Here is a 24,642-nt window from a genome sequence, read left to right as displayed (position 1 = left end):
GTTATACTATGAAAAAAATCGCAATTATCGGCGAATGTATGATCGAGCTGTCGCTGAAACAGGCAAAGCCACCGCAATTGGCGTTCGGCGGCGATACCTTGAATACCGCCGTTTATCTGGCGCGCTTGCTGAAAAATCAAGCTGCTGAAATCCATTATGTAACCGCACTTGGGCAAGATACGTTCAGCCGGCAGATGTTGGCGCAGTGGCAGCTAGAAGGCATTCGCACCGAGTTGGTGCAAATCTTGGCGGACAAATTGCCCGGTTTGTATTCGATTGTCACCGATCCGCAAGGCGAGCGCAGTTTCTATTATTGGCGCAACGATTCGGCGGCGCGTTACTGGCTGCAAACCACCGACAGCGCGGCGATTACGGCACAATTGGCAACCTTTGATTATCTCTATCTCAGCGGTATCAGTCTGGCGATTTTGGATCAGGCAAGCCGAGAAAAACTGTACGCCTTGTTAGCCGAATTTAAACGCAACGGCGGCAAGCTGGTGTTCGATAACAACTACCGCCCGCGCCTGTGGCAAGATGTGGCAACCGCACAGCAGGCGTATCAACAAATCTTATCGCTTAGCGATATTGCCTTTTTAACCCTTGACGATGAAACCGCACTTTGGGGCGGTAAATCCGGTGAAAGTGCGGTTGAAACGGTGATTGCGCGCACGCAGGGTTATGGCGTGAACGAAATCGTGATTAAGCGCGGCGCAGACAGTTGCATTGTCGCCGTGCAGCGGCAACGCGTTGACATCGCCGCCAATAACATTGCCGCCGAAAAGGTGATCGACACCACCGCCGCCGGCGACTCGTTCAGCGCCGGTTATTTGGCGGCACGCTTATGCGGCGGTGAGGTGCAAAGTGCGGTGCGGCAAGGACACCAACTGGCCGGCACGGTGATTCAACACCGCGGCGCAATTATCCCGTTGGCAGCAATGCCGAAACATTCGATCGTCTTCATATGAAATAAATTTTCTAATTTTATTAAAAAACAAGCAATTGGTGGCTTATCATTAACCATAAAAGCTCTTATAATGTTGACAATATTTCACTATTGAGAACATAACATGAATAAATCGTTAGAGCTGGAGCAGCTAGAGAATGAGATCCGGGAGCGTTACGACAGCCTGAGTAAACGTTTAAAACAGGTTGCCAAGTATATCCTTGATAACCCGAACAGTATTGTATTTGACACGGTTGCGGTGATCGCAGAACGCGCGGATGTGCCGCCTTCGACCTTGATTCGCTTTGCCAATGCTTTCGGCTATAGCGGTTTTAATGAGATGAAACAAATATTCCGTCAAAATCTGATGGAAGAAACCGTGAATTACAGTGAGCGGGCGCAACTATTTGATCAACTTGATCCGGAAAATGCCACGCAAGGCGCACCGAATGAGATTTTGAGCGTCTTTGCACAGGCAAATCACCAAGCCTTATTGCAACTGAGTGCACAGACCGGTCGTGAGCAGTTGGAAAGGGCGGTGGATATTTTGGATTCAGCCAATAATATCTTTATTATCGGCTTGAAACGCTCATTTAGCGTGGCGAGTTATCTGAATTACGCCTTGCACCATTTAAATTGCCATTCTTATATTATCGATGGTTTAGGCGGGATGTTTGAGGAGCAATTAAATCTGATTAAGCCCGGTGACGCCGTGGTAGCAATCAGTTTTTCACCTTATGCCAAAGAAACGCTGAATATTATGAATGCGGCGGCGAAAAACGGGGTGAAACAAATTGCCATCACCGACAGTCAAATCAGCCCGTTAATCAGCTTCAGCGACGAGGCGTTTATTGTGAAAGAAGCACAAGTCAGCGGCTTCCGTTCGCAATGCGCCACCATGACCTTAGTGCAAACCTTGGCGATTTCGTTGGCGTTTAAGCGTAAAGAATAAAATTTCTGTGAAACGAAAATAAGCCTGTCGCTGTGTTACGGCAGGCTTTTTCATAGAATTTATATAGAACCTATATAAAACTTATTTAAACTTCTCCGCATACGCCTCACTGTTAATCCACTGATGATCTTGTTCCCAAGTGAAACGCCATTTGCGCACCGGTCCTGCCATCACGTTAAGGTAATAATTGTTATAACCGGCAATGGTCGCAACCGGGTGGTAACCTTTCGGCACTTTGACTACATCGCCGTCATACACCGCCATGCATTCGTCCAACGTGCGGTCATCGGTATACACCCGTTGCAGGCAGAAGCCCTGTTTCGGTTCGAAACGGTGGTAATAGGTCTCTTCCAGATAGGTTTCGCTTTCGCTGTTTTTTTGATCGTGTTTGTGGCTTGGGAATGAGCTGGTGTTGCCTTCGTCGGTAAAAACTTCCACCACCAGCAAACTGTCGGCAGCTTCGGTTTCCGGCAGGATATTGTGCACTAAACGTTGGTTATTGCCGTAACCGCGTTTTTCCACCCCGACCTCTTCCGGTTTGATCACCCGAATCGGCAGATTGCCTTGGCTTGGCGCGCGGCAAATCGCCAATTCCAACTCGGTGTCGGCGATCACCAACACACTCTTCTGGTGCGGCACATATAATGAATAGGGCGGAATGCGTTCAAATGGCGAAGTGCGGTTGCCCAGATGTTCAAAAATTTTGGCATCGACCGCAAAAGAGGCGTAACCGGACACCACCACAAAGCAAACCTCGGTGTTTTCCGTATGGATTTCAACGGTTTTTCCGGCGGACAAATGCAGCAGTTCGAAACCGACATATTCCCAACCGGCATTTTGTGGGGTGATTTGTTGGCGGAAACCGTCTTCAATAGGATTAGATTTGGATAATAATCGACTCATGCTTAACCTCGCGTTGTTATTAGGGTCTGTTAGCTGAAAAAAGTATAGCGGATAACCGCACTTTGCTGAACGAGATCTTGTTCAAGATTCTACTTAGATCACAAAAAATGAAATAAAAATTTCATTTTAGCGTTTTTATGGTTGAAAAAGCTGTTTCGTAGGGGTATTGTGTAGGTGAGATTTCTATCTATTGCCAACTTTTGATTGAGGAAAAATATGAGCCAGTTTATCCCAAATTTTATTAACGGTCATGTGGTTGAGAGCCAAAGTGATCGTTTAACCCCTGTGTTTAATCCGGCAACCGGCGAGCAAACCAAGCAAGTGAAGCTCAGTACGGTGAGTGAAGTTGAAGCGGCAATTGCCGCCGCACAAGCCGCCTATCCGGCATGGTCGCAACAATCTCCGCTGCGCCGAGCCAGAATTTTATTTAAATTCAAAGAATTACTAGAAGCCAGCTTTGACGAATTGGCAAAATTAATCACCAGTGAACACGGCAAAATTTATTCCGATTCGATCGGCGAATTGACCCGTGGTTTGGAAGTGGTCGAGTTTGCCACCGGCATACCGCACTTGTTGAAAGGCGAGTTTTCCGCCAATGTCGGGCGCGGCATTGATACCCATTCCGTTATGCAGCCGTTAGGCGTGGTAGCCGGGATTACCCCGTTTAACTTCCCGGCAATGGTGCCGATGTGGATGTTCCCGATTGCATTGGCGTGCGGCAATACCTTTGTGTTGAAACCGTCGGAAAAAGATCCGTCGTTGTCCATCCGTATTGCGGAATTATTAAAACAAGCCGGCTTGCCGGACGGCGTATTCAACGTGGTGCAAGGCGATAAAGAAGCGGTGGATGTGCTGTTGCGTGATCCGCGTATTCAAGCGGTGAGCTTTGTCGGCTCGACCCCGATTGCGCAATATATTTATGAAACCGGTTCGGCACACGGGAAACGGGTGCAAGCGTTGGGCGGCGCGAAAAACCATGCCTTGATTATGCCGGATGCGGATATTGAAATGACGGCCAATGCGTTATTGGGCGCGGCATTCGGGGCGGCAGGCGAACGTTGTATGGCGTTATCGGTTGCGGTCACCACCGATGACAAAGTCGCTGACGCCTTAGTGAACAGTTTAAAACCAAAAGTCGAGGCGTTGCGTATCGGTCCGGGCGTGTTGCCGCAAGGACAAAAAGAAAACGATATGGGGCCGTTAATCTCCAAACAACATCTGGAAAAAGTATCCGGTTATGTCGATCAAGGTGTTGCGGCGGGTGCAACGCTAGTCGTCGATGGTCGTAATTATCAAGTCGCCGGGCATGAAAACGGCTATTTTATCGGCGGAAGTTTGTTTGATCATGTCACAACGGAGATGAGTATTTATCAGGAGGAAATCTTCGGGCCGGTGCTGTGTGTGGTCAGAGCGAAAGATTATGCCAGTGCGATTAAATTGATTAATGATCATCAATATGGCAACGGCAGTGCGATTTTCACCAGTGATGGCGACGCGGCGCGTCAATATAGCCAAGATGTGTTAGCGGGCATGGTTGGTATTAACGTACCGATTCCGGTGCCGATTGCTTACCACTGCTTCGGCGGTTGGAAATCTTCGATTTTCGGCGCTTTGAATGTATACGGTCCTGACGGCGTGCGTTTCTATACCCGCATGAAAACCATTACCAGCCGTTGGCCGAACCATAACGTGCGCGAACAAGGGGCGGCATTCAGTATGCCGACCTTGTAAGTCACGGCTTAACATAACCCGTTTAGGCGGATATTTGATATCCGTCTTTTTTGAATACAGATGAATCAGGAGGAATTTATGCAAACCGTTAGAGTCGGCTTGATTGGTACGGGTTATATCGGGCGCTGCCATGCGATTGCTTATGCACAAGCGCCGACCGTATTTAACCTACAAGGTAAATTAGCGTTGGAATATTTGGCAGAAATCACACCGGAATTGGCTGCTCAGAAAGCGCAGGAATTCGGCTTCAAACGCGCCACCGGCGATTGGCGTGAGGTGGTGCGCGATCCGAATGTGGATGTGGTCGATATTTGCACGCCGAATTTTTTACATAAAGAAATTGCGTTAGAAGCGATTAAACACGGCAAGCATGTTTATTCGGAAAAGCCGTTGGCACTGACCGCACTTGAAGCCAAAGAGATGTATGATGCCGCCACTCAGGCGGGGATTAAAACGCTGGTCGGATTTAATTACATGAAGAATCCGACCAGTCAGTTGGCAAGAGAGATTATCCAAAAAGGGGAAATCGGCGAAGTGGTTCATTTTTACGGCACGCATAATGAAGACTATCTTGCCAGCCCGAATACCCCGATTGATTGGCACTGTTATCGCGCTAAGGCGGGCTTGGGGGCACTGGGTGATATTGGCGCACACATTATCAATATGGCGCAATACTTGTTGGGCGAGGATATTGTCAGCGTGAGCGGTGACTTACAAACCGTGATTAAACAACGCCCGGATCCGCAAGATCGCAGCAAGTTGATTGAGGTGGAAAACGAAGACCAAGCCAGCGCGCTACTGCGTTTTGCCAGCGGCACAATGGGGACGATTGAAACCTCCAGAATTGCCTGCGGTAGAAAAATGGGGCTGACTTATGTCGTCACCGGCACCAAAGGCACGATCAGCTACACCCAAGAGCGGATGGCGGAATTAAAGTTGTATCTGCATGATGACGATCCGGCACGGCAAGGCTTCAAAACCATTTTGACCGGCCCGCTACATCCCGACTATAAACCGTTTTGCGTCAGTGCCGGGCACGGGATCGGTTTCAATGATCAAAAAACCGTTGAAATCCGTGATCTGATCGTCGGGTTGACCGAAGACAAACCGATGTGGCCCGACTTTGAAGAAGGCTATAAAGTATCCCGAATTTTGGAAGCGATTGCCAAATCAGCCGACAGCAAACGCTGGGTTGATGTCAATGAAATCTAGATAAAATGAAATAAGCAGATCATTTTTATGATCTGCTTAACAAAACTGAAACAAACTTTCCAACAATAGACTAAATAGTGCTATCCTTCTTTGCGAAATGAATCAAGCATTTCATATTTTTAATATCTTGATTTTTTATTCGATATTAAATAAATCACATTTACACGTCGTATTTCTTAACGAATAAAATAATGCATCGATGGTTACCAATGTGTTTTTTCTAATCGTATGATGCCACATACCATATCATGAGGTGAATCTATGAAAAAAAGCAGCAAATTAGCCCTTTCTTTATTAACGCTGGGTCTGGCGTTTAATGTCGCCGCGAAAGACGAATTGGTGGTTTTCAGCTTGCCAAACTTGTCCAGCCCGTTTGAAGTGCAATTGTCCAAATCCGCGCTGAATACCGCGAAAGAATTACAAGTCAACCTGCAAGTTTTGGACGGGCAAAGCAGCTCGACCAAACAAGCCGCCGATTTGGAAAATGCCATTACCAAAGGTGCAAAAGGCATCATTATTGCGCCGAACGATGTGAATGCGATTGCCGCCGCAGTGGAAGAAATTATTGATGAAAAAATCCCGGCTGCAACCTTGGATCGTAAAGTGCAAAGCAGTGAGCCGATTGCGCACTTCGGTGCCAATAACTACACCGGCGGACAAGAGATCGCCAATGTGGTCAAAGGCAAATTCCCTGACGGGGCAAATATCATTCTGTTAAGCGGGCAACCGGGTTCAAGCTCCAATATCGAGCGCATGAACGGCATTCGTGATGGTTTGAAAGAAGCAAAATATACTATTTTGGTCGATCAAACCGGCAACTGGTTGCGTTCCGAAGGCTTACGCATTATCGAAAGCGTGCTGCCGACCTTGAAACAAAAACCGGATGTGATTGTCTCCGCCAATGACGATATGGCATTGGGCGCAATCGAAGCCTTGCACGGTTTGGGTTATAAAGCGGGCGATATCGTAGTGACGGGCTTTGATGCCGGTCCGGAAGCGTTGTCCCGCATTAAAGAAGGCTGGTTATATGCCACTGCCGATCAACGCCCGAGCTATGCGGTCAAAACCGCACTTGAACAAGTCGTGTCTAAAGCGCGCGGCGAAGGCGAGGTTCAGGGACTGGATTTCGCACCGACAATTATTACCCAAAGTAATTTAAACGAGGCGGAACGCATCGGCGAAGTCAAATAATTTAACATTCAATTTTCGACCTTTATAGCAAACGATATAAAGGTCGAATCTGTGAGGTTTGTATGTCAGTCCCTTTATTAAAAGTCCAAAATCTGAGCAAAAGTTTTTCCGGCGTGATGGCATTAAACGGTGTGCAATTAACGGTTGCCGCCGGCGAAGTGCACGCCCTGTTAGGGGAAAACGGCGCCGGCAAATCGACCTTGCTGAAAGCCTTGTCCGGTGCGCAGCCGCAGACCAGCGGCGAGATTATTTTTAATGATAAACCCTTGGATATCAATGATACGCCACATGCCAGACAATTACAGGGTATCGTCACCATTTATCAAGAATTTAATTTGCTGCCGAATATGACGGTGGCGGAAAACTTCTTTCTCGGCCGAGAACCGCTCCGCAACGGTATCTTTGTTGACCGCAAAAATCTCGAGCAAGAAGCTAAAATGGTATTGGATAATCTGAACCTGAATATTTCACCGAATGCGCAAGTGGCGCAGTTGAGTGTGGCAAAACAGCAAATGGTGGAGATTGCCCGAGCGCTGACGCTGAATGCCAAATTAATCATTATGGATGAACCGTCGGCGGCATTGAGCGATAAAGAAGTGGAAACCCTGCACCAAATCGTACGCGATTTGAAAGCGCGCGGCGTGAGCATTATCTATGTGACCCACCGTTTAAACGAAGTGTTTGCCCTTTGTGACCGATTTACGGTTTTCCAAGATGGTCGCTATACCGGCGAAGGCAATGTTGCCGAAACCAATGTCGATGAAATTATTCGCATGATGGTGGGGCGGAATGTGATTTTCAACCGCCGTCCGTCAAGCGAAACTCAACACAAAGACAAACCGGTGGTGCTGTCCGTTCGCCATCTGAAAAAAGAGAAACCGCAAATGGATCCGCACGGTATCGCATTGCACGATGTGAGTTTTGATATCCACCAAGGTGAAGTGTTGGGGATTGCCGGGCTGGTTGGTGCAGGGCGGACGGAAATTGCCCGTTGCCTGTTTGGTGCCGATCACTATCAATCGGGTGAAATCACCCTCAACGGCGCACCGTACCATGCCAATTCGCCGCTAGAGGCTTTGGATCAGGGGATTGCGCTGGTGCCGGAAGACCGCAAAAAAGAAGGGCTGGTGCTGGGTCTGCCGATCCGAACCAACATGACGCTTTCCAATCTGAAAAACCTGCTGACGATGAAATGGTTTGTCAATGAAAGCAGCGAAACGGATCTGATCGAGGCATATCGTCAGGCACTCAGAATAAAAATGGCCAGTTCATCGTTAGAAGCGCGCAAACTGTCCGGTGGAAATCAGCAAAAAATCATTCTTGCCCGCTGTATGTCATTAAATCCAAAAGTATTAATCGTTGACGAACCGACGCGCGGCATTGATGTCGGCGCAAAATCCGAAGTGCACCAAGTGCTGTTTGATATGGCCAAAAAAGGGGTTGCCGTGTTGGTAATTTCTTCCGATTTACCGGAAATTATGGCGATTTCAGACCGTATTATCACACTTTCGGAAGGAAAAGTGACCGGTGAAATTCACGGCGACGACGCAACCGAAGAAAAATTAATGTCAATGATGGCGATCGGTGTAAACCGGCATTAATCAGCCTTGTAAGATAAGGAAATTATTATGTTTGAGAATATGCTAAAAAATTTAGGGATTGTGGACGAAAACGGTAAAAAAGACCCGATTGCGTTTTTTGAGCGTTTTGGCGTGTTGGTATTTTTGGTTTTTCTGATTATCTTTTTCCAATTCCAAAACAGTGCGTTTTTATCCGAGCGCAACATTTTTAATATTTTGACCGAAGTCTCGATTTTCGGGATTATGGCGGTCGGTATGACCTTCGTGATTTTAACCGCCGGGATTGACCTTTCCGTCGGCTCGGTGTTGGCGGTGTGTGCCATTTTCGCCGCCCACGTGATTAAAGGTGATAACACCGTCACGGTCGAACCCGGCGCATGGGGCGGCATGAGTTGGCTTATCGGTTTAGGTATCTGTTTGGCAATGGGAACGTTCATCGGCTGGTTACACGGTTTGGGCGTCACCAAACTGAAAATCCCGCCGTTTATCGTCACCCTGGGCGGCATGACGATTTGGCGCGGTTTAACACTGGTGATTAATGACGGTGCGCCGATTGCCGGTTTCGATCAAGGTTATCGTTGGTGGGGGCGCGGCGATCTGCTCGGCATACCGGTTCCGGTGGTGATCTTTGCGATTGTCGCCATCCTAGGTTATATCGCCTTGCATAAAACCCGTTGGGGGCGCTATGTCTATGCCGTCGGCGGCAATCCGGAAGCGGCGCGCCTCGCCGGGGTGAATATCAACCGCACTTTGGTCAGTGTCTATGTCGTCATCGGCGCATTGGCGGGACTTGCCGGTTTTATCCTGAGCGCCCGTCTGGGCAGTGCCGAATCGGTCGCCGGGGTTGCGTTTGAATTACGGGTCATTGCCTCGGTCGTTATCGGCGGCACTTCCTTGATGGGCGGCTATGGCCGTATCACCGGCACCATCTTCGGCTCGATTATCATGGGCGTGTTGATCAACGGCTTGGTTCTGATGGACGTCTCCGCCTACTATCAACAGATCATCATGGGCGCAATTATTATCCTCGCGGTTTCGTTTGATACTTATGCGAAAAGCCGGAGAGGGGCAGTTTAGTTACTCTGAATTTAATATTCTAAAGCGTTAGCAAAGCCGAATCGGGACAAAGACTTCCACTCGGCTTTTCTTATTTTATTTTTTCTTACCGCCGTTTAACAATCCCACCATAGTTTTCCGCTTATCCCCACTGTCTCTATACAACTATTCTTCGATCGTGATCACACAATCAATTAAAGTTGATTGTAAAAAGCCACAAAATCAATTTTAATTGATTATACGGATTTTTAATAAAAAATATTTGAGTAAATAACATGGTAAAACTAAATCAAACGCGGGATTTTCCAACGTTAACCTATCCTTTAACACTGGTTGATAAACAGATTTTGCGTTCGCAGGAACCGGTTTTGACAATGCTAAAAAACCTATTGGGCAATGATTGCGAAGTGGTATTGCACTCGTTAGCTGATTTGCAATGCTCGGTAGTCAAGATAGTGAATTCTCATTTGACCGATAGGGCAGTGGGCGCGCCGATCACCAGCACGGCCTTAAATATGCTGAAACAGATGACGGAAGAAAAGACATTTGTAACCGATGCCTATTTTACCCATGCGAAAAACGGACAAAAAATGCGTTCCATCACTCAAGCCGTACTGGGTGAAAACGATCGCATTATCGGGTTGCTCTGTGTCAATTTAAGCCTTGATACCCCATTACACGATTTCATGTCTTTTTTGTTGAGTACGAATACGGCTCAAGTGCAATCGGCGGCAGTCAATGAAATTAAAAACGGGGAACTGTTTGCAGAGAATATCGACGATTTATTTAATCAGACGGTTGAGAAAGTCATCAGCAGAATCAGTCATGATCCGACTATCGGCGTAAATAATAAAAATAAACTGATTATCGCCGAGCTTTACCAACAAGGGCTGTTCGAATTGAAGGGGGCGACCAAAGCCATTGCCAATTTATTGGGAATTTCAACCCACACCGTATATTTACACTTACGCAATTGTTCCGGCGCATAGGGAGTCAGCAATGAAATTCGGATTGGAAACAGAGTCTTGCCATCTTCTTTTTCAACATCGGCAAATGGACGTATTTTCTTTTATTCAAAAAACATGGGAACTGGGGTTGAGCGGCGTCGAATTGAATATTATTCCTGACTTGAATCTCCACCCGCAATTCGGCGTGCTCGACGGTGATCAAAAAACCTATTTGCACCGTGTAAGGGAAACGATTGAAAAATATAATCTTTATTGCGAAATAGACACCCGGTTTTGTGATACGGAAAGTTTAACGCCGGCATTGAAAATTGCCAATGAGCTGGGCGCCGACGTAGTGCGAACCTATGTCAGCAGAGGCAAGTTTAATCCGGAACGCATGGCAAAAGCCCCGGCCCAATTGAAAGCGATCGTACCGTTGCTCCAGAAATACCGCATTAAATTGGCATTGGAAAATCACGAACACGAAACATCACAAGAAATTATCCACATTATCGAAGCGGTAAACAGTCAATGGGTCGGCGCACATTGCGACATCGGTAATTCCATGATGGCGTGGGAAGATCCGGTCGAAGCGGTGAAAACACTGGCGCCTTATACCTATTCCACCCATTTTAAAGATCATATCGTGGTGATGCATGATGATACTCCCGTTGTGTGCGGTGTGCCTATCGGTCAGGGAAACATTGATATTGATCAATGCTTTAAAATTTTACTGGAGGATTCGCCGGTTACACATATCAATATCGAAAATTGCTATCCCTATTGCGCCCGTTTTGCACGCCCGAAAGGTACGGGAGGCGTGGATACTTTTAGCGGCGCTTTTCAAATCAAACCGCCTCCTTTCGCAGAGAGTTTAATCAAACCGTTAGATTACTATTATCCCCATCAGATTTCTGCACAAGCGCTGGCGATTCTTACACAAGCACAATTGGACGGGCTGAAAATCTCAATTGATGCCCTACATCACTTAAAACAAAAATATTGTTAAGGAGAAATAATGAAACAGATTATCCATACCGCACTTGCGCCACCGGCGATCGGACCTTATGTACAAGCCGTCAGGGTTAAGGACTGGCTTTATATCTCGGGTTGCATACCGATTGCGGCCGACACCGGCAACATGGTTGTCGGTGCTATCGAAGAACAGACCCGTCAAGCGCTAAAAAATCTGGAGGCTATTTTAACGGCAGCCGGCGGTTGTAAAAAAGATATTGTGAAAACAACCTGTTTTTTGACAGACCTTGAGCAGTTTAATTCGTTTAATCGGATCTATTCGGATTACTTTGGGAATGCGTATCCTGCCCGCTCCTGTATTGAGGTTTCGCGTTTGCCTAAAGACGCACTCGTCGAAATAGAAGCGGTCGCCTATCTCGGAGGAGTGTAATTATGGACAGAACAACAGGATTATTTACGAACAAATGGGTGCAATTGGGTTTTTTGGTGCTCGGCGGCGGTACTATTTATAAACTATCCAGTATCAAAGATGTTTTTTATGTGCCGATGCAACAAGATTGGGGGCTGAGCAATACCGAAATCGGCTTAGGTTTCACGTTTTATGCCATTGTACAAACACTCGGCTATTTTTTCTCAATGTATCTCGCCGATCGTTTTTCGAAAAAATATTTGCTACCGGCAGGGCTGTTGGGGGTTGCCGCTTGCGGACTTTACTTATCCACCCTTCCTTCGTTTACCGGTTACGTTTTTGCGTTTGCCGGACTGGCTTTTTTCGGAGAAGTGGTCTATTGGCCGGTGCTGCTCAAAGCGGTACGCTTACTCGGCACAAAAGAGGAACAGGGCAGATTATTCGGCTTTTTAGAAGCCGGACGCGGCATTGTCGATGTGATTGTCGCTTTCGGCGCACTGGGTATCTTTGTCTTGTTCGGTGAAGGCAAAGCCGGCATGCAAGCGGGTATTCTCTACTATGCATTAATAACCGCACTTGTCGGCGTAGTAACTTATTTCTTGGTCGGCGACGAAGATCACATTAAAGTCACCGCGAGAGACAAATCAGCCAATGCGAAAGTTTTCAGCGGTATTCTTTATGTGATTAAAGATATCAATACTTGGTTGGCCGCATTTGTCATTTTCTTTGTGTACTCGTCCTATACCGGTCTGACTTATTTTATCCCGTTCTTAAAAGATATTTACGGTTTGCCGGTCGCATTAGTCGGCGCGTACGGTATCATCAATCAATACGGTTTAAAAATGATTGGCGGGCCGGTCGGCGGCTTTTTATCGGATAAAGTATTCCGCTCGCCGTTAAGATATTTACAAACTGCATTTATCGTGGCTTTTGTCAGTATGATCCTTTTTATTCAATTACCGCACGAATCGATGAGTGTTTATCTCGGTATGACGGCAACATTAGGCTTCGGTGCGATTATTTTTACGCAAAGAGCGGTGTTTTTTGCTCCGATGGAAGAGATTGGCGTGCCAAGGGAATATGCCGGTTCTTCGATGGCATTAGGTTGTTTAATCGGTTATATGCCGTCAATGTTCGGTTATACGCTATACGGCTATATGCTTGATAATTATCCCGGCATTACCGGCTACAATAATGTTTTTTATATTATGTCCGCTTTCAGTTTACTTGGATTCGGTTGTGCGACGATTTTGATCCGCCGTATGCGCAAGTAGTGTTATCACTCGGCACCGCACTTTTCATCTCCTCATAAGTGCGGTGCCGGTTAAGATATATACTTTAATCTTTTAATTCGGTGATACGTTCTGCTTCTCTAACATTCTCTTTCTTAATGATCAACGGCGCAAAATCCAGCCCTTCTATTGCTTTCCCCTCACGCAAGTTATCCGCAATTTGGCTTAACGCGGTGCTGACGGCATAGCTCGGGCGTTGGTCGGCGGTCACATAGAGCCAATCATCTTGAATACGGGACAAGGCTTCCGGCCCGGCGTCAAAACCGGTAACCATAATGTCACCGGCTTTATAGCCCAGCGCTCTCAATGCCTCGATCGCCCCCATCGCCATATCGTCATTGGCGGACAGAATCACGTCGGGTTTTTGCTTCAAGGTCGGCAGCACGCTTTCGATAATACGTAGCCCTTCGGAACGCAACCAATTACCGCTTTGGTCGACAATGATTTTGTATTGCGTGCCATATGATTTCAGTTCATCACGAATCCCTTGTGTCCGTTCAATATTCGAGGTTGAACCCGGCTGCCCGGTTAATAAAATAATATTTGCCCCGTCCGGAAATTTCGCTTTTAACTCTTGTGCGATTTTTTGTCCGCCCAAGTAGTTATTGGCACCGAAATGCGGAATATTTTTTTCGCTGATCACTTTGCGATCGACCGTCGCGACGACGACGCCGGCATTGATCGCATCTTCCACTGCCGCCGCAATCGCATTCACATCATTCGGCGCGATCAAAATGGCTTTGGCGCCTTTGGTGATAGAATTATCAACATCCGATGTTTGTTTGGTCGAACTGTCTTGCCCGTCCAGCACTTGCACTTTCAGATCAAGCGCTTTACCGGCTTCGGCAGCGGCTTGACTCATTTTTATTTGAAACGGGCTATACAGGCTGGGAGAGCTGAAAGCGACCACTTCGTTTTTTGCAAACGCATTCAGTGCCAATCCGGCAGATAACAGTAAAACAAGTTGGTTGATCTTTCTCATATGAAACTCCTTAAACAGGTTTTAAGTCGATTTGATAATGCCATTGCATGATTAATCATGAGGTTAATAATTCTTTTTCCAGTCGTTCTCTGGCTTTAGGCGCCTCCACCGCCATTTTTTCCGGAAAACCGAACATAGAAACGCAAGCAATCGATTCGCCGCCGACGGCAAAAGTGCGGTCGGCAAAATTCATTTTTCTCAGGCTTTCAAAAATACCGTCGAAATCAACTTCCCCCTCTCCAAGCGGTAAGTGCTGGTGAATGGTGGAACAACAACCCGGCGGATTCATGATGTAACGGCAATCAATGGTATGGTTATGCGTATCGGCGAATAAAATATGTGATAAATCCGTACCGGCATATTCCAACATGGCACGCACATCGCCTTTTCCTTTGTCATAAAAGAAGCCGTGCGGTGCGGAATAAACATATTTAAGGTGCTCGGAACGGTAGGATTTCACCATATCAACCGTTTCATTATTGAATTCGCAAAAGTCATAAGGGTGCGACTGAATCTCGCAACGGATACCATATTTTTCAAACAGCGGCATTAATTCATCCAATGAGCGGAATAACATACCGTTACAGATTTCAGGCTGGTGCGGATCGCCGGATAATTCGGTGTTGATCACCCTCACATTCATACTGTCGGCAATTTCGATCATACGTTTCCAATTTGCAACGGCATGCCGGCGCTGCTCTTCCGTCGGGCCCGACCAGCGGTAAACCACGATAAATGACGAGATTTCCACACCGGTCCGCTGAAGTGCGGTGCGGTATTCTTGTTCGCATTCTTTGGAAAACAACGGATGTTTATAAAACGGATTGATTCTCGGGTGTGGCGATTGCTCAATATATTTATAGCCCCAATCCGCAACTTGGTGAACCATATCACTGATTCCCATTTGTTTCGCCAACACATCAACATCAAATGCAATTTTCATAAGATAGCCTCTCTTTGTTGTAATTTATTGATAATCGACCCAAACCGCGCCCAGGTCTGCGGATTTCACACAATTTTCCACCCAGCGCACGCCTTCGACACCGGCAGAGATGTCCGGATACCAAAAGTCGAACCGCCGCCCTTCGTTTTTACATATAATCGCTTCGGCAAAGCGGGCATAGAGATTTGACCAGGCTTCGAACAGCCCTTCAGGGTGTCCGCCGCCAATCCGATCTTCTTTCAAGGCACTGTCATGCAGATAGCCCATGCCTCTTTCCAAAATTCTGACCGGTTCGCCTTGAATTTCTAAACGTAGCTGATTAGGCTGCTCGTCCCACCATTCGAGACTGGCTTTTTCGCCGATAACCCGGATCCGTTGCCCGTGCATTGAACCGGCGTTGACACAGCTCGACCAAACGCTGCCGACGGCTCCCGTGTCATACTCCATTAAGGTCAACGCATTGTCTTCCAATGGGGCGCGGCTTTGCACAAAACTTTGCCGTGAACACAGCAAGCGTTTAATGCGTAAGTGCGGTAGCAACACTTCGGCAATAAACAACGGGTGCGTGCCCAAATCGCCCAGCACATAACTCGGGCCTGCCATTTTCGGATCAACCCGCCATTTTGTGCTTTCAGCCTCTTTTTCAACGGCAACATTATGAAATCCGTGCGCGAATTCCATTTTTACAATCCGAATCTCGCCCAAAACACCCTCAGCGATAAGACGGCGCCCCTCCTCAATCACTTGATGACCGGCATAACCGTAAGTGATAGCGACTATTTTTTGCTGCTTTGCGGCAAGCGCCGCCAGCTCTTCCGCTTGTTTAACCGTGAAGCACAGCGGTTTTTCGCAAATAACGTGCAAGTTGGCTAATAATGCGGCTTTGCAAATGTCATAATGCGTGCCGTTGGGGGTGGCGATTGAGACGGCTTCTATACCGTCCGCCCGTTGCGCTTCTTGGTTAAACATCGTTTGGTAATCCGGATAGCAGCGTTCGGCGGTAACGTGCAGTTGCTGTCCGAATGCTTTTCCTCTTGCAAAATCCAGATCGAAAGCGCCGGCAACCAATTCAAAGCAAAAATCCCGTAACGCTGCCGAACGGTGTATATAGCCGATTTGACTGCCGTGACCGCCGCCGACCATTGCCCAGCGGATAGGTCTTGCCACACGTTTTTCTCCGTAAATCATCTTTTGCTCCTTTAAAATCCAATGTGTTTCAAATAATCGCGACTGATTTTGACATCGTTTAAACTCGAACCTGAATTTCGCGGATCCCGCTCTTGTTCTACCGTGATATAACCTTGATAATTCAGCGTTTTTAAAAGATGATAGATCTCCGGATAAGCAAGCGTGCCTTCCCCGATTCGGCACATTACGCCTTTTGCACAGGCTTCAAAGAAACGGATTTTTTCGTTCATCACCTTTTGATAGACGGACAAATCAATATCTTTGAAGTGTAGGTAATCAACAAACGGCCAATATTTTTTTAATGCCGCCGGCGGCTCTATTTTCGAATAGTAAAGATGGCCGGTGTCTAAACATAATCCGGCTAAATCATAAGGAATATCGCGCACCACATTGTCAATTTCATCTGCAAACTCAATATATCCGCCGGCATGCGGGTGGATAACCGCCCTTATGCCGTAGCTTTGCGCAATAGCAGCCAGTTTTTTGATATGGGACATCATCTGCTGCCACTGTATCGGCGATAAGCGCGGGGCGGTATCGGGATGACCGGCGGCATAATCGCGTTCATCGTGTCCCCAGTCGATAAGCACTAAATAGGGCGTAGCAAATTTTTGATCCGGCTCAGGCGCTACTTGCGGCAGTTTTGTTATTAATTGGCAAATGTTATGCGCTTGCCGCTCCAAAGCGGCTTGATTTTCAATTGAAACCAGATCATCGAAAATAGTGCCGGCAACAATAAACAGATCGTTTTTGGCGAGTTCATCGGATACTTGTTGAACATCAATCGGTAAATAGCCGTAAGGCCCTAGCTCAATGCCTTTGTAACCGGCTTGGGAGGCTTCGTGTAATACTTGAGTCCAGTGCGGTAAATAAGGATTTTTGGGATCATCCACCCCCCAACAACAAGGGGCGGTGCAAATTTTTATACTCATACTTCACTCCTTTTGGTTAAGTTGTGAGTGAAGTATATAAATTATTTTGGTCGGAAAAGTTTAACATCTTGCTTTTTCATCACCGCAAAACGTTAATATTATGTTAAGAATGTCACGTTTTAGTTATGTCATCTTCATTATCTTGCGCTGCCCGTCGAAATAAGACTATTTTTTCCGTCCAATCCAGTAAGTGCGGTAGGCGGTAGGTGAAATTCCCGTCATTTTGGTAAAAATGGTACTGAAATAGTTGATATTGTCATAGCCGACCAACGTGGAAATTTGGGTTATGCTATAACCGGTATTGATCAATAACGATTGCGCCTCACCTATTCTACGCCGCAGCATATATTGGATCAGTGAGAAACCGCTGCCCTGTTTAAATAAATGGGAAAGATAATAAGGGCTGACATTAAATTGTCGGGCAATCGAAGATAATGAAATATTCTCCCAATAATGGCTGTCAATATAGCGTTTAACCTGATGAATCAACATCAATTCATTATTTTTATTGGCTTGTATATTGCGACGGGGAATGTTTGAAATGATGGTGATCAGTGACGCCAGTAAATAACGGCAAGTTTCAGTGGCCGTATTGGGATTTTGTCTGATTTGTGAGTCCATAATACCTAAAATCGCATTGATATCCTCTGCATAATCGCCCGCAGGCAGCACTGCCGGATAATCCAGCTCAAGCAAATGGTTTATTTTTTTGCCTTTTATTTTTAAATTATTAATTCCGCAACAATATACGGTCATATCGCTACCGATTTCCGCCACTTCGTCATGCAACACATCTTGGTTAAAAATTAAGATATCGCCGGCTTGGGTTTGATATTTTTCATTGCCGATTAAATGATTCCCTTTGCCTTTCACAATAAACACTATTTCTAAACGATCATTATGTTTGTGTAATAGCCGGGGAAAATAGTCTTTCATCGTTTCGGTATTACATAAATAAAGCAGTTGCGGTAAACAATTATTTTCAAAAATAGAGTGCTTGTTTTCTTTAACAAAATATTGCAACATTGCCTCCTCCTCACGCTCCAGATTCGATTGACCTTAAACAAAAAAGGCACAAAAGTGCCTTTTAACGATCAGATAACATTCATTTTATTGTTTAGCTAATCTCACTAATCTTAACCGGTCTGCCTTCTTCCATGGATTTTTTCGCGGCTAAGGCGATAAGTACCGGTTGCAATCCGTCGTCGCCATTGACAACGGTCGGTTTGTCATTCACCACCGAATCGACGAAGCAGGAGATTTCATCGGCGAAGGATTGCATATAGCGTTCGAGGAAGAAATATTTCGGTTTTTCCGCTACCACGCCGTTTTCACCGGAGAAAACCGCACTTGAGCCGGTGTCGTTGCTGATTTGGATTGCGCCTTTCGAGCCGAACACTTCGGCACGTTGATCGTAGCCGTAAACCGCTTTGCGGCTGTTGTCGATCACGCCGATGGCGCCGTTTGCCAGTTTCAAGGTGATGACGGCGGTATCGATATCGCCCGCTTTGCCGATTTCCGGGTTGACCAACACGCTGCCGACCGCGAACACTTCGGTGACATTGCTGCCCGACAGATAGCGGATCATGTCGAAATCGTGAATCGTCATATCAAAGAACATCCCGCCGGAGACTTTAACGTATTCGATTGGCGGTGCGTCAGGGTCGCGCGAGGTCACCTTGATGATGTGCGGTTCGCCGATGTCACCGGCAACCACGCGATCTTTAATCGCTTTAAAGTTGTGATCAAAACGGCGGTTGAAGCCGACTTGGAATTTCACGCCGGCTTTTTCCACTTCCGCCAGCACTTGCTTGATTCTGCCGACATCGGCGTCAATCGGTTTTTCACAGAAAATGTGTTTGCCCGCTTGTGCCGCTTCGATTGAAATCGGAGCGTGGGTGTTGGTGGAGGAGCAGACCAACACCGCATCAATTTCCGGATCTTGCAAGATTTGTTTGTAGTCGTCATAGACATGCGCAATGCCCATCGATTGCGCCCAGCTTTGCAGCTCATCAGTCACTTTAATATCGGAAATCGCTTTGATTTCCGCGCCTTTGACGTATTTGCTGATACTTTCCGAATGCACGCGCCCGATACGGCCTGCGCCGATAATACCTACTTTAATCATAATCAAACTCCTGCTACGTCTTTAATGTATTTACGGCCTTTTAAGGCGTATTCAAATGGGTTTGCCAATGCCGGATCTTGTTCGGCTTCCACCACCATCCAACCTTGGTAACCGTGTTTTTCTAAAATTTCAAAAATCGGTTTGAAGTCAATCACGCCGTCGCCCGGTACGGTAAACGTCCCTTTTTTCACCCCTTCGAGGAAACTTAAATCGTTGGCTTTGACTTCGGCAACCACTTCATCACGCACGTCTTTCAGGTGAACGTGGACAATGCGGTCGATATATTTTTCCAACACGTCCAACATCGCTTGTTGCGAGCCTTCGGAATAATACAGATGTCCGGAATCGAACAACAGATAGACATCATCATTGGTCACTTCCATATAGCGATCCACCTCGGCAGGCGTTTGGATACCGGTGCCCATATGGTGGTGCAGACAGACTTTCATGTCTTTTTCGGCGGCTAATTTTGCCAGTTCGTTATAGCCTTCCGCCAACAACTGCCATTCGGTATCGCTGAACACGGTTTTTTCTTTGAAAATCGCTTTTTTCTGCCCTTGAATACTGCGGCTTTGCTCGGAACAACCGATCACTTTGGCGCCCATGGCGTGTAGAAAATCGCGGTGTTGGATAAAATCCTTAATCGTTTGCTCTTTTTTACCGTCCACAAAAAAGGTGCTGAACCAGGCGTTACAAATTTGAATGCCGCGCACGTCCAGTTTGTGTTTTAACACTTTGATATCGCGCGGATATTTATTGCCGACTTCGCAGCCTTCGTATCCTGCCAACGCCATTTCGCTGACACACTGCTCGAACGTATTCTCCGCCCCCAGTTCAGGCAAATCATCGTTGGTCCAGCCGATTGGGGCGATACCTAATTTGACATTTTCTGCTTTCATCTTTTTCTCCTTGAGAAGGTTGATTTTAAATTTCAATTTGATTCGTTCCGATTAATAACGGCGCGCACGCTGAATTTGAATCTCCGCATTTTTAAAGGCTTCGCGCACCCGCTCTTTTTCCGAGACTTCCGCCACGCCGACGTGCCACCAACTGCCGTAACCGTGCACCATGGTTTTCGGCAGCACTTTAATATCGATCAGGGTCGATACTTTTTGCAGTTTGGCATCGGCAAGTGCGGTTTGTAACTCTTCTTCCGTTCTGACTTTATAAGTTTTACAGCCGTAAGAGGCGGCATTCATCGCAAAATCGACCGGAATAAACCCGGCGTCGAGTTTGTTGCTGTGCGGATTGCGGAAGCGGAACTCGGTGCAGAAACTGTCCATGCCGTGTCCGATTTGCAGGTTGTTGATACAGCCGTTGGTCATGTTGTCTAACAGAATAATATTGATTTTTTTGTGTTCCTGAATCGAGGTGATCAATTCGGAATGGAGCATTAGGTATGAACCGTCGCCTAGGAAAGCGTACACCTCTTTTTCCGGCTCGGCGATTTTCACCCCCAAGGCGGCATTGACTTCATAGCCCATGCAGGAATAGCCGTATTCCAGATGGTAGGTATTTTCGCCTTTGCTTTGCCAAGTGCGCTGTAAATCGCCCGGTAAGCTGCCGGCGGCGGCAACGATAATATCGTTTTCACCCAAGCTGTGGTTTAAAATGCCCAACACACGGCTTTGGGTCAGCACCGAACCGGTGAGGCGCTGGAATTCTTGATAAACGCTGTCGGTATCCAAGCGGTCATTCACTTCCGGCACAAAATCTTTTCCGCTGTAGGTCACGTGGTAAACCCGATTTAATTCTTGTGCAAATTGTTGTTTGGCTTGCGCGATTTGATCTTGCCATTGGGTTTGATATTGTTCGGCTGCCAGCTTGTGTTGCAGTTGCGACAATGTCGCTTTGGCATCGGCGGTCACTTGCACCCCGTCCAGTTTATACGCATCAAAACGGGCGATATTGATATTTAAAAACTCTACTTCCGGATGTTGGAAAATCCATTTGGACGAGGTGGTGAAATCGGTATAACGTGTGCCGACACCGATAATCAGATCGGCTTCTTTCGCCAATAGATTCGCCGCGAGACAACCGGTTTCGCCTACGCCGCCGACATTTAAAGGATGGCTGGATACCACCGCACTTTTACCGGCTTGGGTTTCGGCAAACGGAATTTGATAGGCTTCGGCAAAGGCTTTTAACTCGGCTGCCGCTTCTGAGTAACGCACGCCGCCGCCACAGATAATCAAGGGTTTTTGCTTGCGTTTAATCAATTCCACCGCTTGCCGCAACATCGGTTCGGTCGGTAAGGTGCGTTCAATGCGGTGGATTCGTTTTTGTAGGAAATAATCAGGGAAGTCGTAGGCTTCGCTTTGCACATCTTGCGGCAGCGCAATCGTCACCGCACCGGTTTCCGCCGGATCGGTCAGCACCCGCATTGCATTAATACACGCCGTCATCAACTGCTCAGGGCGGCTGACCCGATCCCAATATTTACTGACCGCTTTAAAGGCGTCGTTGGTGCTGATACTTAAATTGTAGCTTTGTTCGATTTGTTGCAGCACCGGATCAGGCTGGCGCGTGGCGAATACATCGCCCGGTAATAGCAATAACGGAATGCGGTTAGCGGTCGCCGTTGCGGCGGCGGTGATCATATTGGCCGCGCCCGGCCCGACAGAGGAGGTGCAGGCGTAAATCTGTTTGCGCGCCTTTTGTTTGGCAAAGCCCATTGCTGCGTGCGCCATGCCTTGTTCGTTGCGTCCTTGGTGCACAATCAGCTGTCCGCTGTCTTGTTCCAATGCTTGCCCCAAACCGAGTACATTACCGTGTCCGAAAATACCGAAAATGCCTTTCACAAATTTCGTTACTTTTCCGTCCACTTCAACATATTGATTATCCAAGAATTTTACCAGGGCTTGTGCGACGGTTAATTTTTGTGTTTTCATAGTTTCTCCTGCGTGATCCATTCCGACTATGTGAATACTTCAACTGCGGTTTTCATCATTAACTATCGCTATTCTACTTAAAATAAATTTCAGTTAAACATAAAATGAAATGTAAATTTCATTTTTGCGAGCTGGATCAATTTCTGTGATAAAAAAGCAGAAAAAAATGATTTTTTATACCTCAACCGAGCAAGCGGAAAAACTTTTTTTGGGATCTCGATCTCAAAAAAGAGTAATAGCAATAGCAAAATGAAATATTTATTCTAAAATGAATAGTGTTAAATGTTTTATTTTGATTGCCCGATCCGAAATCGGGAACAGAATCAATGCCAATAGGAGAGCCCCCTTATGTCGAAAGAAACAGTGTTGAAAACAGTAGCAGACAAACCCCTCGATTTAATTTGCTTAGGACGGATTGCGGTGGATCTGTACGGACAGCAAATCGGCGCACGCTTGGAAGATGAAACCACCTTTGCCAAATACCTCGGCGGCTCATCGGGCAATGTGGCGTACGGCACGGCAATTCAAGGGCTGAAATCGTCGATGTTGGCGCGGGTCGGCGATGAACATATGGGGCGTTTTTTACGCCAAGAGCTGGAAAGCGTCGGTGCCGATACCAGCCATTTAATCACCGATAAAGAACGGCTGACCGCACTTGTGATTCTCGGGATTAAAGATAACGAAACCTTTCCGCTGATTTTCTACCGTGATAATTGTGCCGATATGGCGATTAGCGCCGACGATTTCAGCGAAGACTACATTGCCTCGGCGAAAGCCTTGGCGATCACCGGCACGCACCTCTCGCACCCGAAAACCCGCCATGCGGTGCTGACCGCACTTGAGTATGCCGGACGCAACGGCGTGAAGCGCTTGTTGGATATTGATTACCGTCCGGTGTTATGGGGCTTGACCTCGCTCGGCGACGGCGAAACCCGTTTCATTGATTCCAAAGCGGTGACTGAATCGTTGCAAGAAGTGTTGCACAATTTCGATGTGCTGGTCGGCACGGAAGAGGAATTTCATATCGCCGGCGGTTCGACCGATACGTTGACCGCACTTAAGAACGTGCGCAAATGCAGCCAAGCAACTTTGGTGTGCAAGCGCGGCGCATTAGGTTGCTCGGTGTTTGAAGGCGACATTCCCGATGATTTGGACGGCGGCTTAAATGTGTACGGTGTGCGCGTGGCGGTGTTGAACGTGCTGGGCGCAGGCGACGCCTTTATGTCGGGGTTATTGCGCGGCTATATCAACGGCGAAGGCTGGGAGCAGGCGTGCCGTTATGCCAATGCTTGTGGCGCACTGGTGGTTTCCCGTCATGGCTGCGCGCCGGCAATGCCGACCAAAAAAGAGCTGGACGACTATTTATCGCGAGCCGAATCCGTGCCGCGCCCTGATCTCGATGAGGGTTTAAATCATTTGCACCGTGTGACTACGCGCAAAACCGAATGGAATAACCTCTGTATTTTTGCCTTTGATCACCGTAAACAACTGGATGATATGGCACAAAAGTGCGGTGCCGATCCGAAACGGATACCGCACTTGAAAACCTTATTGCTGCAAGCCGCGGAACAAACCGCCAAGGCGGAAGGCGTGGACAACGGGCAATCGGGCATTTTAGCCGACACCACTTACGGACAAGACGCACTGAATGCCATTACCGGTAAACACTGGTGGATTGGCCGCCCGATTGAAAAACCGTCGTCCCGTCCATTGGCATTGGAACACGGTGATTTAGGCAGCCAGTTGATTTCGTGGCCGAAAGAACACGTTGTCAAATGTTTGGTATTCTACCACCCGCATGACAGCGCGGAACTGAAAGCGCAGCAGGATCAAAAACTGTCAGAGGTATACCAAGCCTGTTGCCGCACCGGACACGAACTGCTGCTGGAAATTATCCTGCCGTTGGATATGCCGCAACAAGAGGCGTATTACCAGCAGATTATCGCTCACCTGTATGGATTGGGGATCAAACCGGATTGGTGGAAATTGCCGGGCATGAGTGCCGACGGTTGGGCGGCATTAAGCCGCGTCATCGAGCAAAACGACCACTATTGCCGCGGCATTTTGATTCTCGGTTTGGACGCCCCGGAAGCGGTGTTTGACGACACCTTCAAAGCCGCCGCCAATGCGCCGCTGGTGAAAGGCTTCGCCGTCGGCAGAACCATTTTCGGCGAACCGTCCGCCGAGTGGTTGGCAGGTAAACTCAGCGATCAACAACTGATTGATGAAGTCTCCGCCCGCTATCAACGCTTAATCCGCTTGTGGAAAAAATACCGCACTTGATGGTTTGGACCGTGACGTGAAATAGAAAAAGGCACCTTGAATATTGAATTTAAGGTGCCTTTGCTTTTTACACTGGTTAAAATAAATTTATTTGTTATTTCTCC

General features: G+C 47.3%; 21 protein-coding genes. 12 read left to right on the top strand and 9 right to left on the bottom strand.

The genetic code is table 11. The annotated features are described in order from the left end of the window. Nucleotides 1-8: 8 nt before the first annotated feature. Together ACWA5Z_RS03670 and ACWA5Z_RS03665 are read left to right on the top strand one after the other, a co-directional pair. Nucleotides 9-965 carry a 2-dehydro-3-deoxygluconokinase gene (locus tag ACWA5Z_RS03670; protein WP_431053973.1) on the top strand — a complete coding sequence of 319 codons (957 nt, stop codon included), beginning with the start codon at nt 9-11 and terminating at the stop codon, nt 963-965. A gap of 102 nt (nt 966-1,067) precedes the next feature. Continuing rightward, nucleotides 1,068-1,895: a MurR/RpiR family transcriptional regulator gene (locus ACWA5Z_RS03665; RefSeq protein WP_431053972.1), complete on the top strand. Its 828-nt coding sequence runs from the start codon at nt 1,068-1,070 to the stop codon at nt 1,893-1,895. 81 nt (nt 1,896-1,976) lie between these two features. Here ACWA5Z_RS03665 and iolB read toward each other — a convergent pair whose 3' ends face one another. Beyond that, the gene (gene iolB / locus ACWA5Z_RS03660) at nt 1,977-2,798 is read right to left on the bottom strand and encodes a 5-deoxy-glucuronate isomerase (RefSeq protein ID WP_431053971.1); all 822 of its coding nucleotides are present in this window, start codon (nt 2,796-2,798) and stop codon (nt 1,977-1,979) included. Nucleotides 2,799-3,014: 216 nt separating this feature from the next. Between iolB and ACWA5Z_RS03655 the strand changes: the two genes are divergently transcribed. From ACWA5Z_RS03655 to ACWA5Z_RS03615, 9 genes are all read left to right on the top strand, one after another. Continuing rightward, entirely contained in the window at nt 3,015-4,529 is a 1,515-nt protein-coding gene (locus tag ACWA5Z_RS03655) for a CoA-acylating methylmalonate-semialdehyde dehydrogenase (RefSeq protein ID WP_431053970.1), read from the top strand. A 78-nt stretch (nt 4,530-4,607) separates the two neighbouring features. Beyond that, on the top strand, nt 4,608-5,741 hold the full coding sequence (locus tag ACWA5Z_RS03650) for a Gfo/Idh/MocA family protein (RefSeq protein WP_431053969.1): 1,134 nt from the start codon (nt 4,608-4,610) through the stop codon (nt 5,739-5,741). Nucleotides 5,742-6,002: 261 nt separating this feature from the next. Continuing rightward, nucleotides 6,003-6,932 carry a substrate-binding domain-containing protein gene (locus tag ACWA5Z_RS03645; protein ID WP_431053968.1) on the top strand — a complete coding sequence of 310 codons (930 nt, stop codon included), beginning with the start codon at nt 6,003-6,005 and terminating at the stop codon, nt 6,930-6,932. 62 nt (nt 6,933-6,994) lie between these two features. Then, the gene (locus ACWA5Z_RS03640) at nt 6,995-8,533 is read left to right on the top strand and encodes a sugar ABC transporter ATP-binding protein (protein ID WP_431053967.1); all 1,539 of its coding nucleotides are present in this window, start codon (nt 6,995-6,997) and stop codon (nt 8,531-8,533) included. 27 nt (nt 8,534-8,560) lie between these two features. Continuing rightward, the gene (locus tag ACWA5Z_RS03635) at nt 8,561-9,589 is read left to right on the top strand and encodes an ABC transporter permease (protein WP_431053966.1); all 1,029 of its coding nucleotides are present in this window, start codon (nt 8,561-8,563) and stop codon (nt 9,587-9,589) included. A 353-nt stretch (nt 9,590-9,942) separates the two neighbouring features. After that, on the top strand, nt 9,943-10,557 hold the full coding sequence (locus ACWA5Z_RS03630) for a helix-turn-helix transcriptional regulator (protein WP_449343128.1): 615 nt from the start codon (nt 9,943-9,945) through the stop codon (nt 10,555-10,557). A 10-nt stretch (nt 10,558-10,567) separates the two neighbouring features. Continuing rightward, nucleotides 10,568-11,524, top strand: coding sequence for a sugar phosphate isomerase/epimerase family protein (locus tag ACWA5Z_RS03625; RefSeq protein ID WP_431053964.1), 957 nt, complete (start codon nt 10,568-10,570; stop codon nt 11,522-11,524). A gap of 9 nt (nt 11,525-11,533) precedes the next feature. Then, nucleotides 11,534-11,920 (top strand): RidA family protein, encoded by a 387-nt coding sequence (locus ACWA5Z_RS03620; protein ID WP_431053963.1) that lies wholly within the window; start codon nt 11,534-11,536, stop codon nt 11,918-11,920. A 2-nt stretch (nt 11,921-11,922) separates the two neighbouring features. After that, entirely contained in the window at nt 11,923-13,173 is a 1,251-nt protein-coding gene (locus ACWA5Z_RS03615; RefSeq protein ID WP_431053962.1) for an MFS transporter, read from the top strand. A gap of 64 nt (nt 13,174-13,237) precedes the next feature. On the opposite strand, the gene ACWA5Z_RS03610 is transcribed toward ACWA5Z_RS03615, so the two are convergent. The 8 genes from ACWA5Z_RS03610 to iolD all read right to left on the bottom strand — a co-directional run bounded on the left by ACWA5Z_RS03610 (nt 13,238) and on the right by iolD (nt 22,255). After that, nucleotides 13,238-14,173: a substrate-binding domain-containing protein gene (locus ACWA5Z_RS03610; protein ID WP_431053961.1), complete on the bottom strand. Its 936-nt coding sequence runs from the start codon at nt 14,171-14,173 to the stop codon at nt 13,238-13,240. A gap of 55 nt (nt 14,174-14,228) precedes the next feature. Further along, nucleotides 14,229-15,116, bottom strand: coding sequence for a sugar phosphate isomerase/epimerase family protein (locus ACWA5Z_RS03605; protein ID WP_431053960.1), 888 nt, complete (start codon nt 15,114-15,116; stop codon nt 14,229-14,231). A 24-nt stretch (nt 15,117-15,140) separates the two neighbouring features. Further along, on the bottom strand, nt 15,141-16,304 hold the full coding sequence (locus ACWA5Z_RS03600; RefSeq protein WP_431053959.1) for a Gfo/Idh/MocA family protein: 1,164 nt from the start codon (nt 16,302-16,304) through the stop codon (nt 15,141-15,143). 11 nt (nt 16,305-16,315) lie between these two features. Then, nucleotides 16,316-17,236, bottom strand: coding sequence for a TIM barrel protein (locus tag ACWA5Z_RS03595; protein WP_431053958.1), 921 nt, complete (start codon nt 17,234-17,236; stop codon nt 16,316-16,318). Nucleotides 17,237-17,401: 165 nt separating this feature from the next. Then, nucleotides 17,402-18,262, bottom strand: coding sequence for an AraC family transcriptional regulator (locus ACWA5Z_RS03590; protein WP_431053957.1), 861 nt, complete (start codon nt 18,260-18,262; stop codon nt 17,402-17,404). Nucleotides 18,263-18,353: 91 nt separating this feature from the next. Beyond that, complete coding sequence (gene iolG / locus ACWA5Z_RS03585) at nt 18,354-19,364, bottom strand: inositol 2-dehydrogenase (protein WP_431053956.1); 1,011 nt, start codon at nt 19,362-19,364, stop codon at nt 18,354-18,356. A gap of 2 nt (nt 19,365-19,366) precedes the next feature. Next, nucleotides 19,367-20,263 (bottom strand): myo-inosose-2 dehydratase, encoded by an 897-nt coding sequence (iolE, locus tag ACWA5Z_RS03580; RefSeq protein WP_431053955.1) that lies wholly within the window; start codon nt 20,261-20,263, stop codon nt 19,367-19,369. Between the two features lie 51 nt (nt 20,264-20,314). Beyond that, a complete protein-coding gene (iolD, locus tag ACWA5Z_RS03575) occupies nt 20,315-22,255 on the bottom strand; it encodes a 3D-(3,5/4)-trihydroxycyclohexane-1,2-dione acylhydrolase (decyclizing) (RefSeq protein ID WP_431053954.1) in 1,941 nt (646 codons plus the stop codon). Between the two features lie 348 nt (nt 22,256-22,603). On the opposite strand from iolD, the gene ACWA5Z_RS03570 reads away from it, so the two are divergent. Continuing rightward, nucleotides 22,604-24,538, top strand: a complete 1,935-nt coding sequence (locus ACWA5Z_RS03570; protein ID WP_431053953.1) for a bifunctional 5-dehydro-2-deoxygluconokinase/5-dehydro-2-deoxyphosphogluconate aldolase — start codon at nt 22,604-22,606, stop codon at nt 24,536-24,538. Nucleotides 24,539-24,642: the final 104 nt, after the last annotated feature.

The organism is Testudinibacter sp. P80/BLE/0925, assembly GCF_053570785.1.
This window is presented reverse-complemented; position numbering and strand designations above follow the sequence as displayed.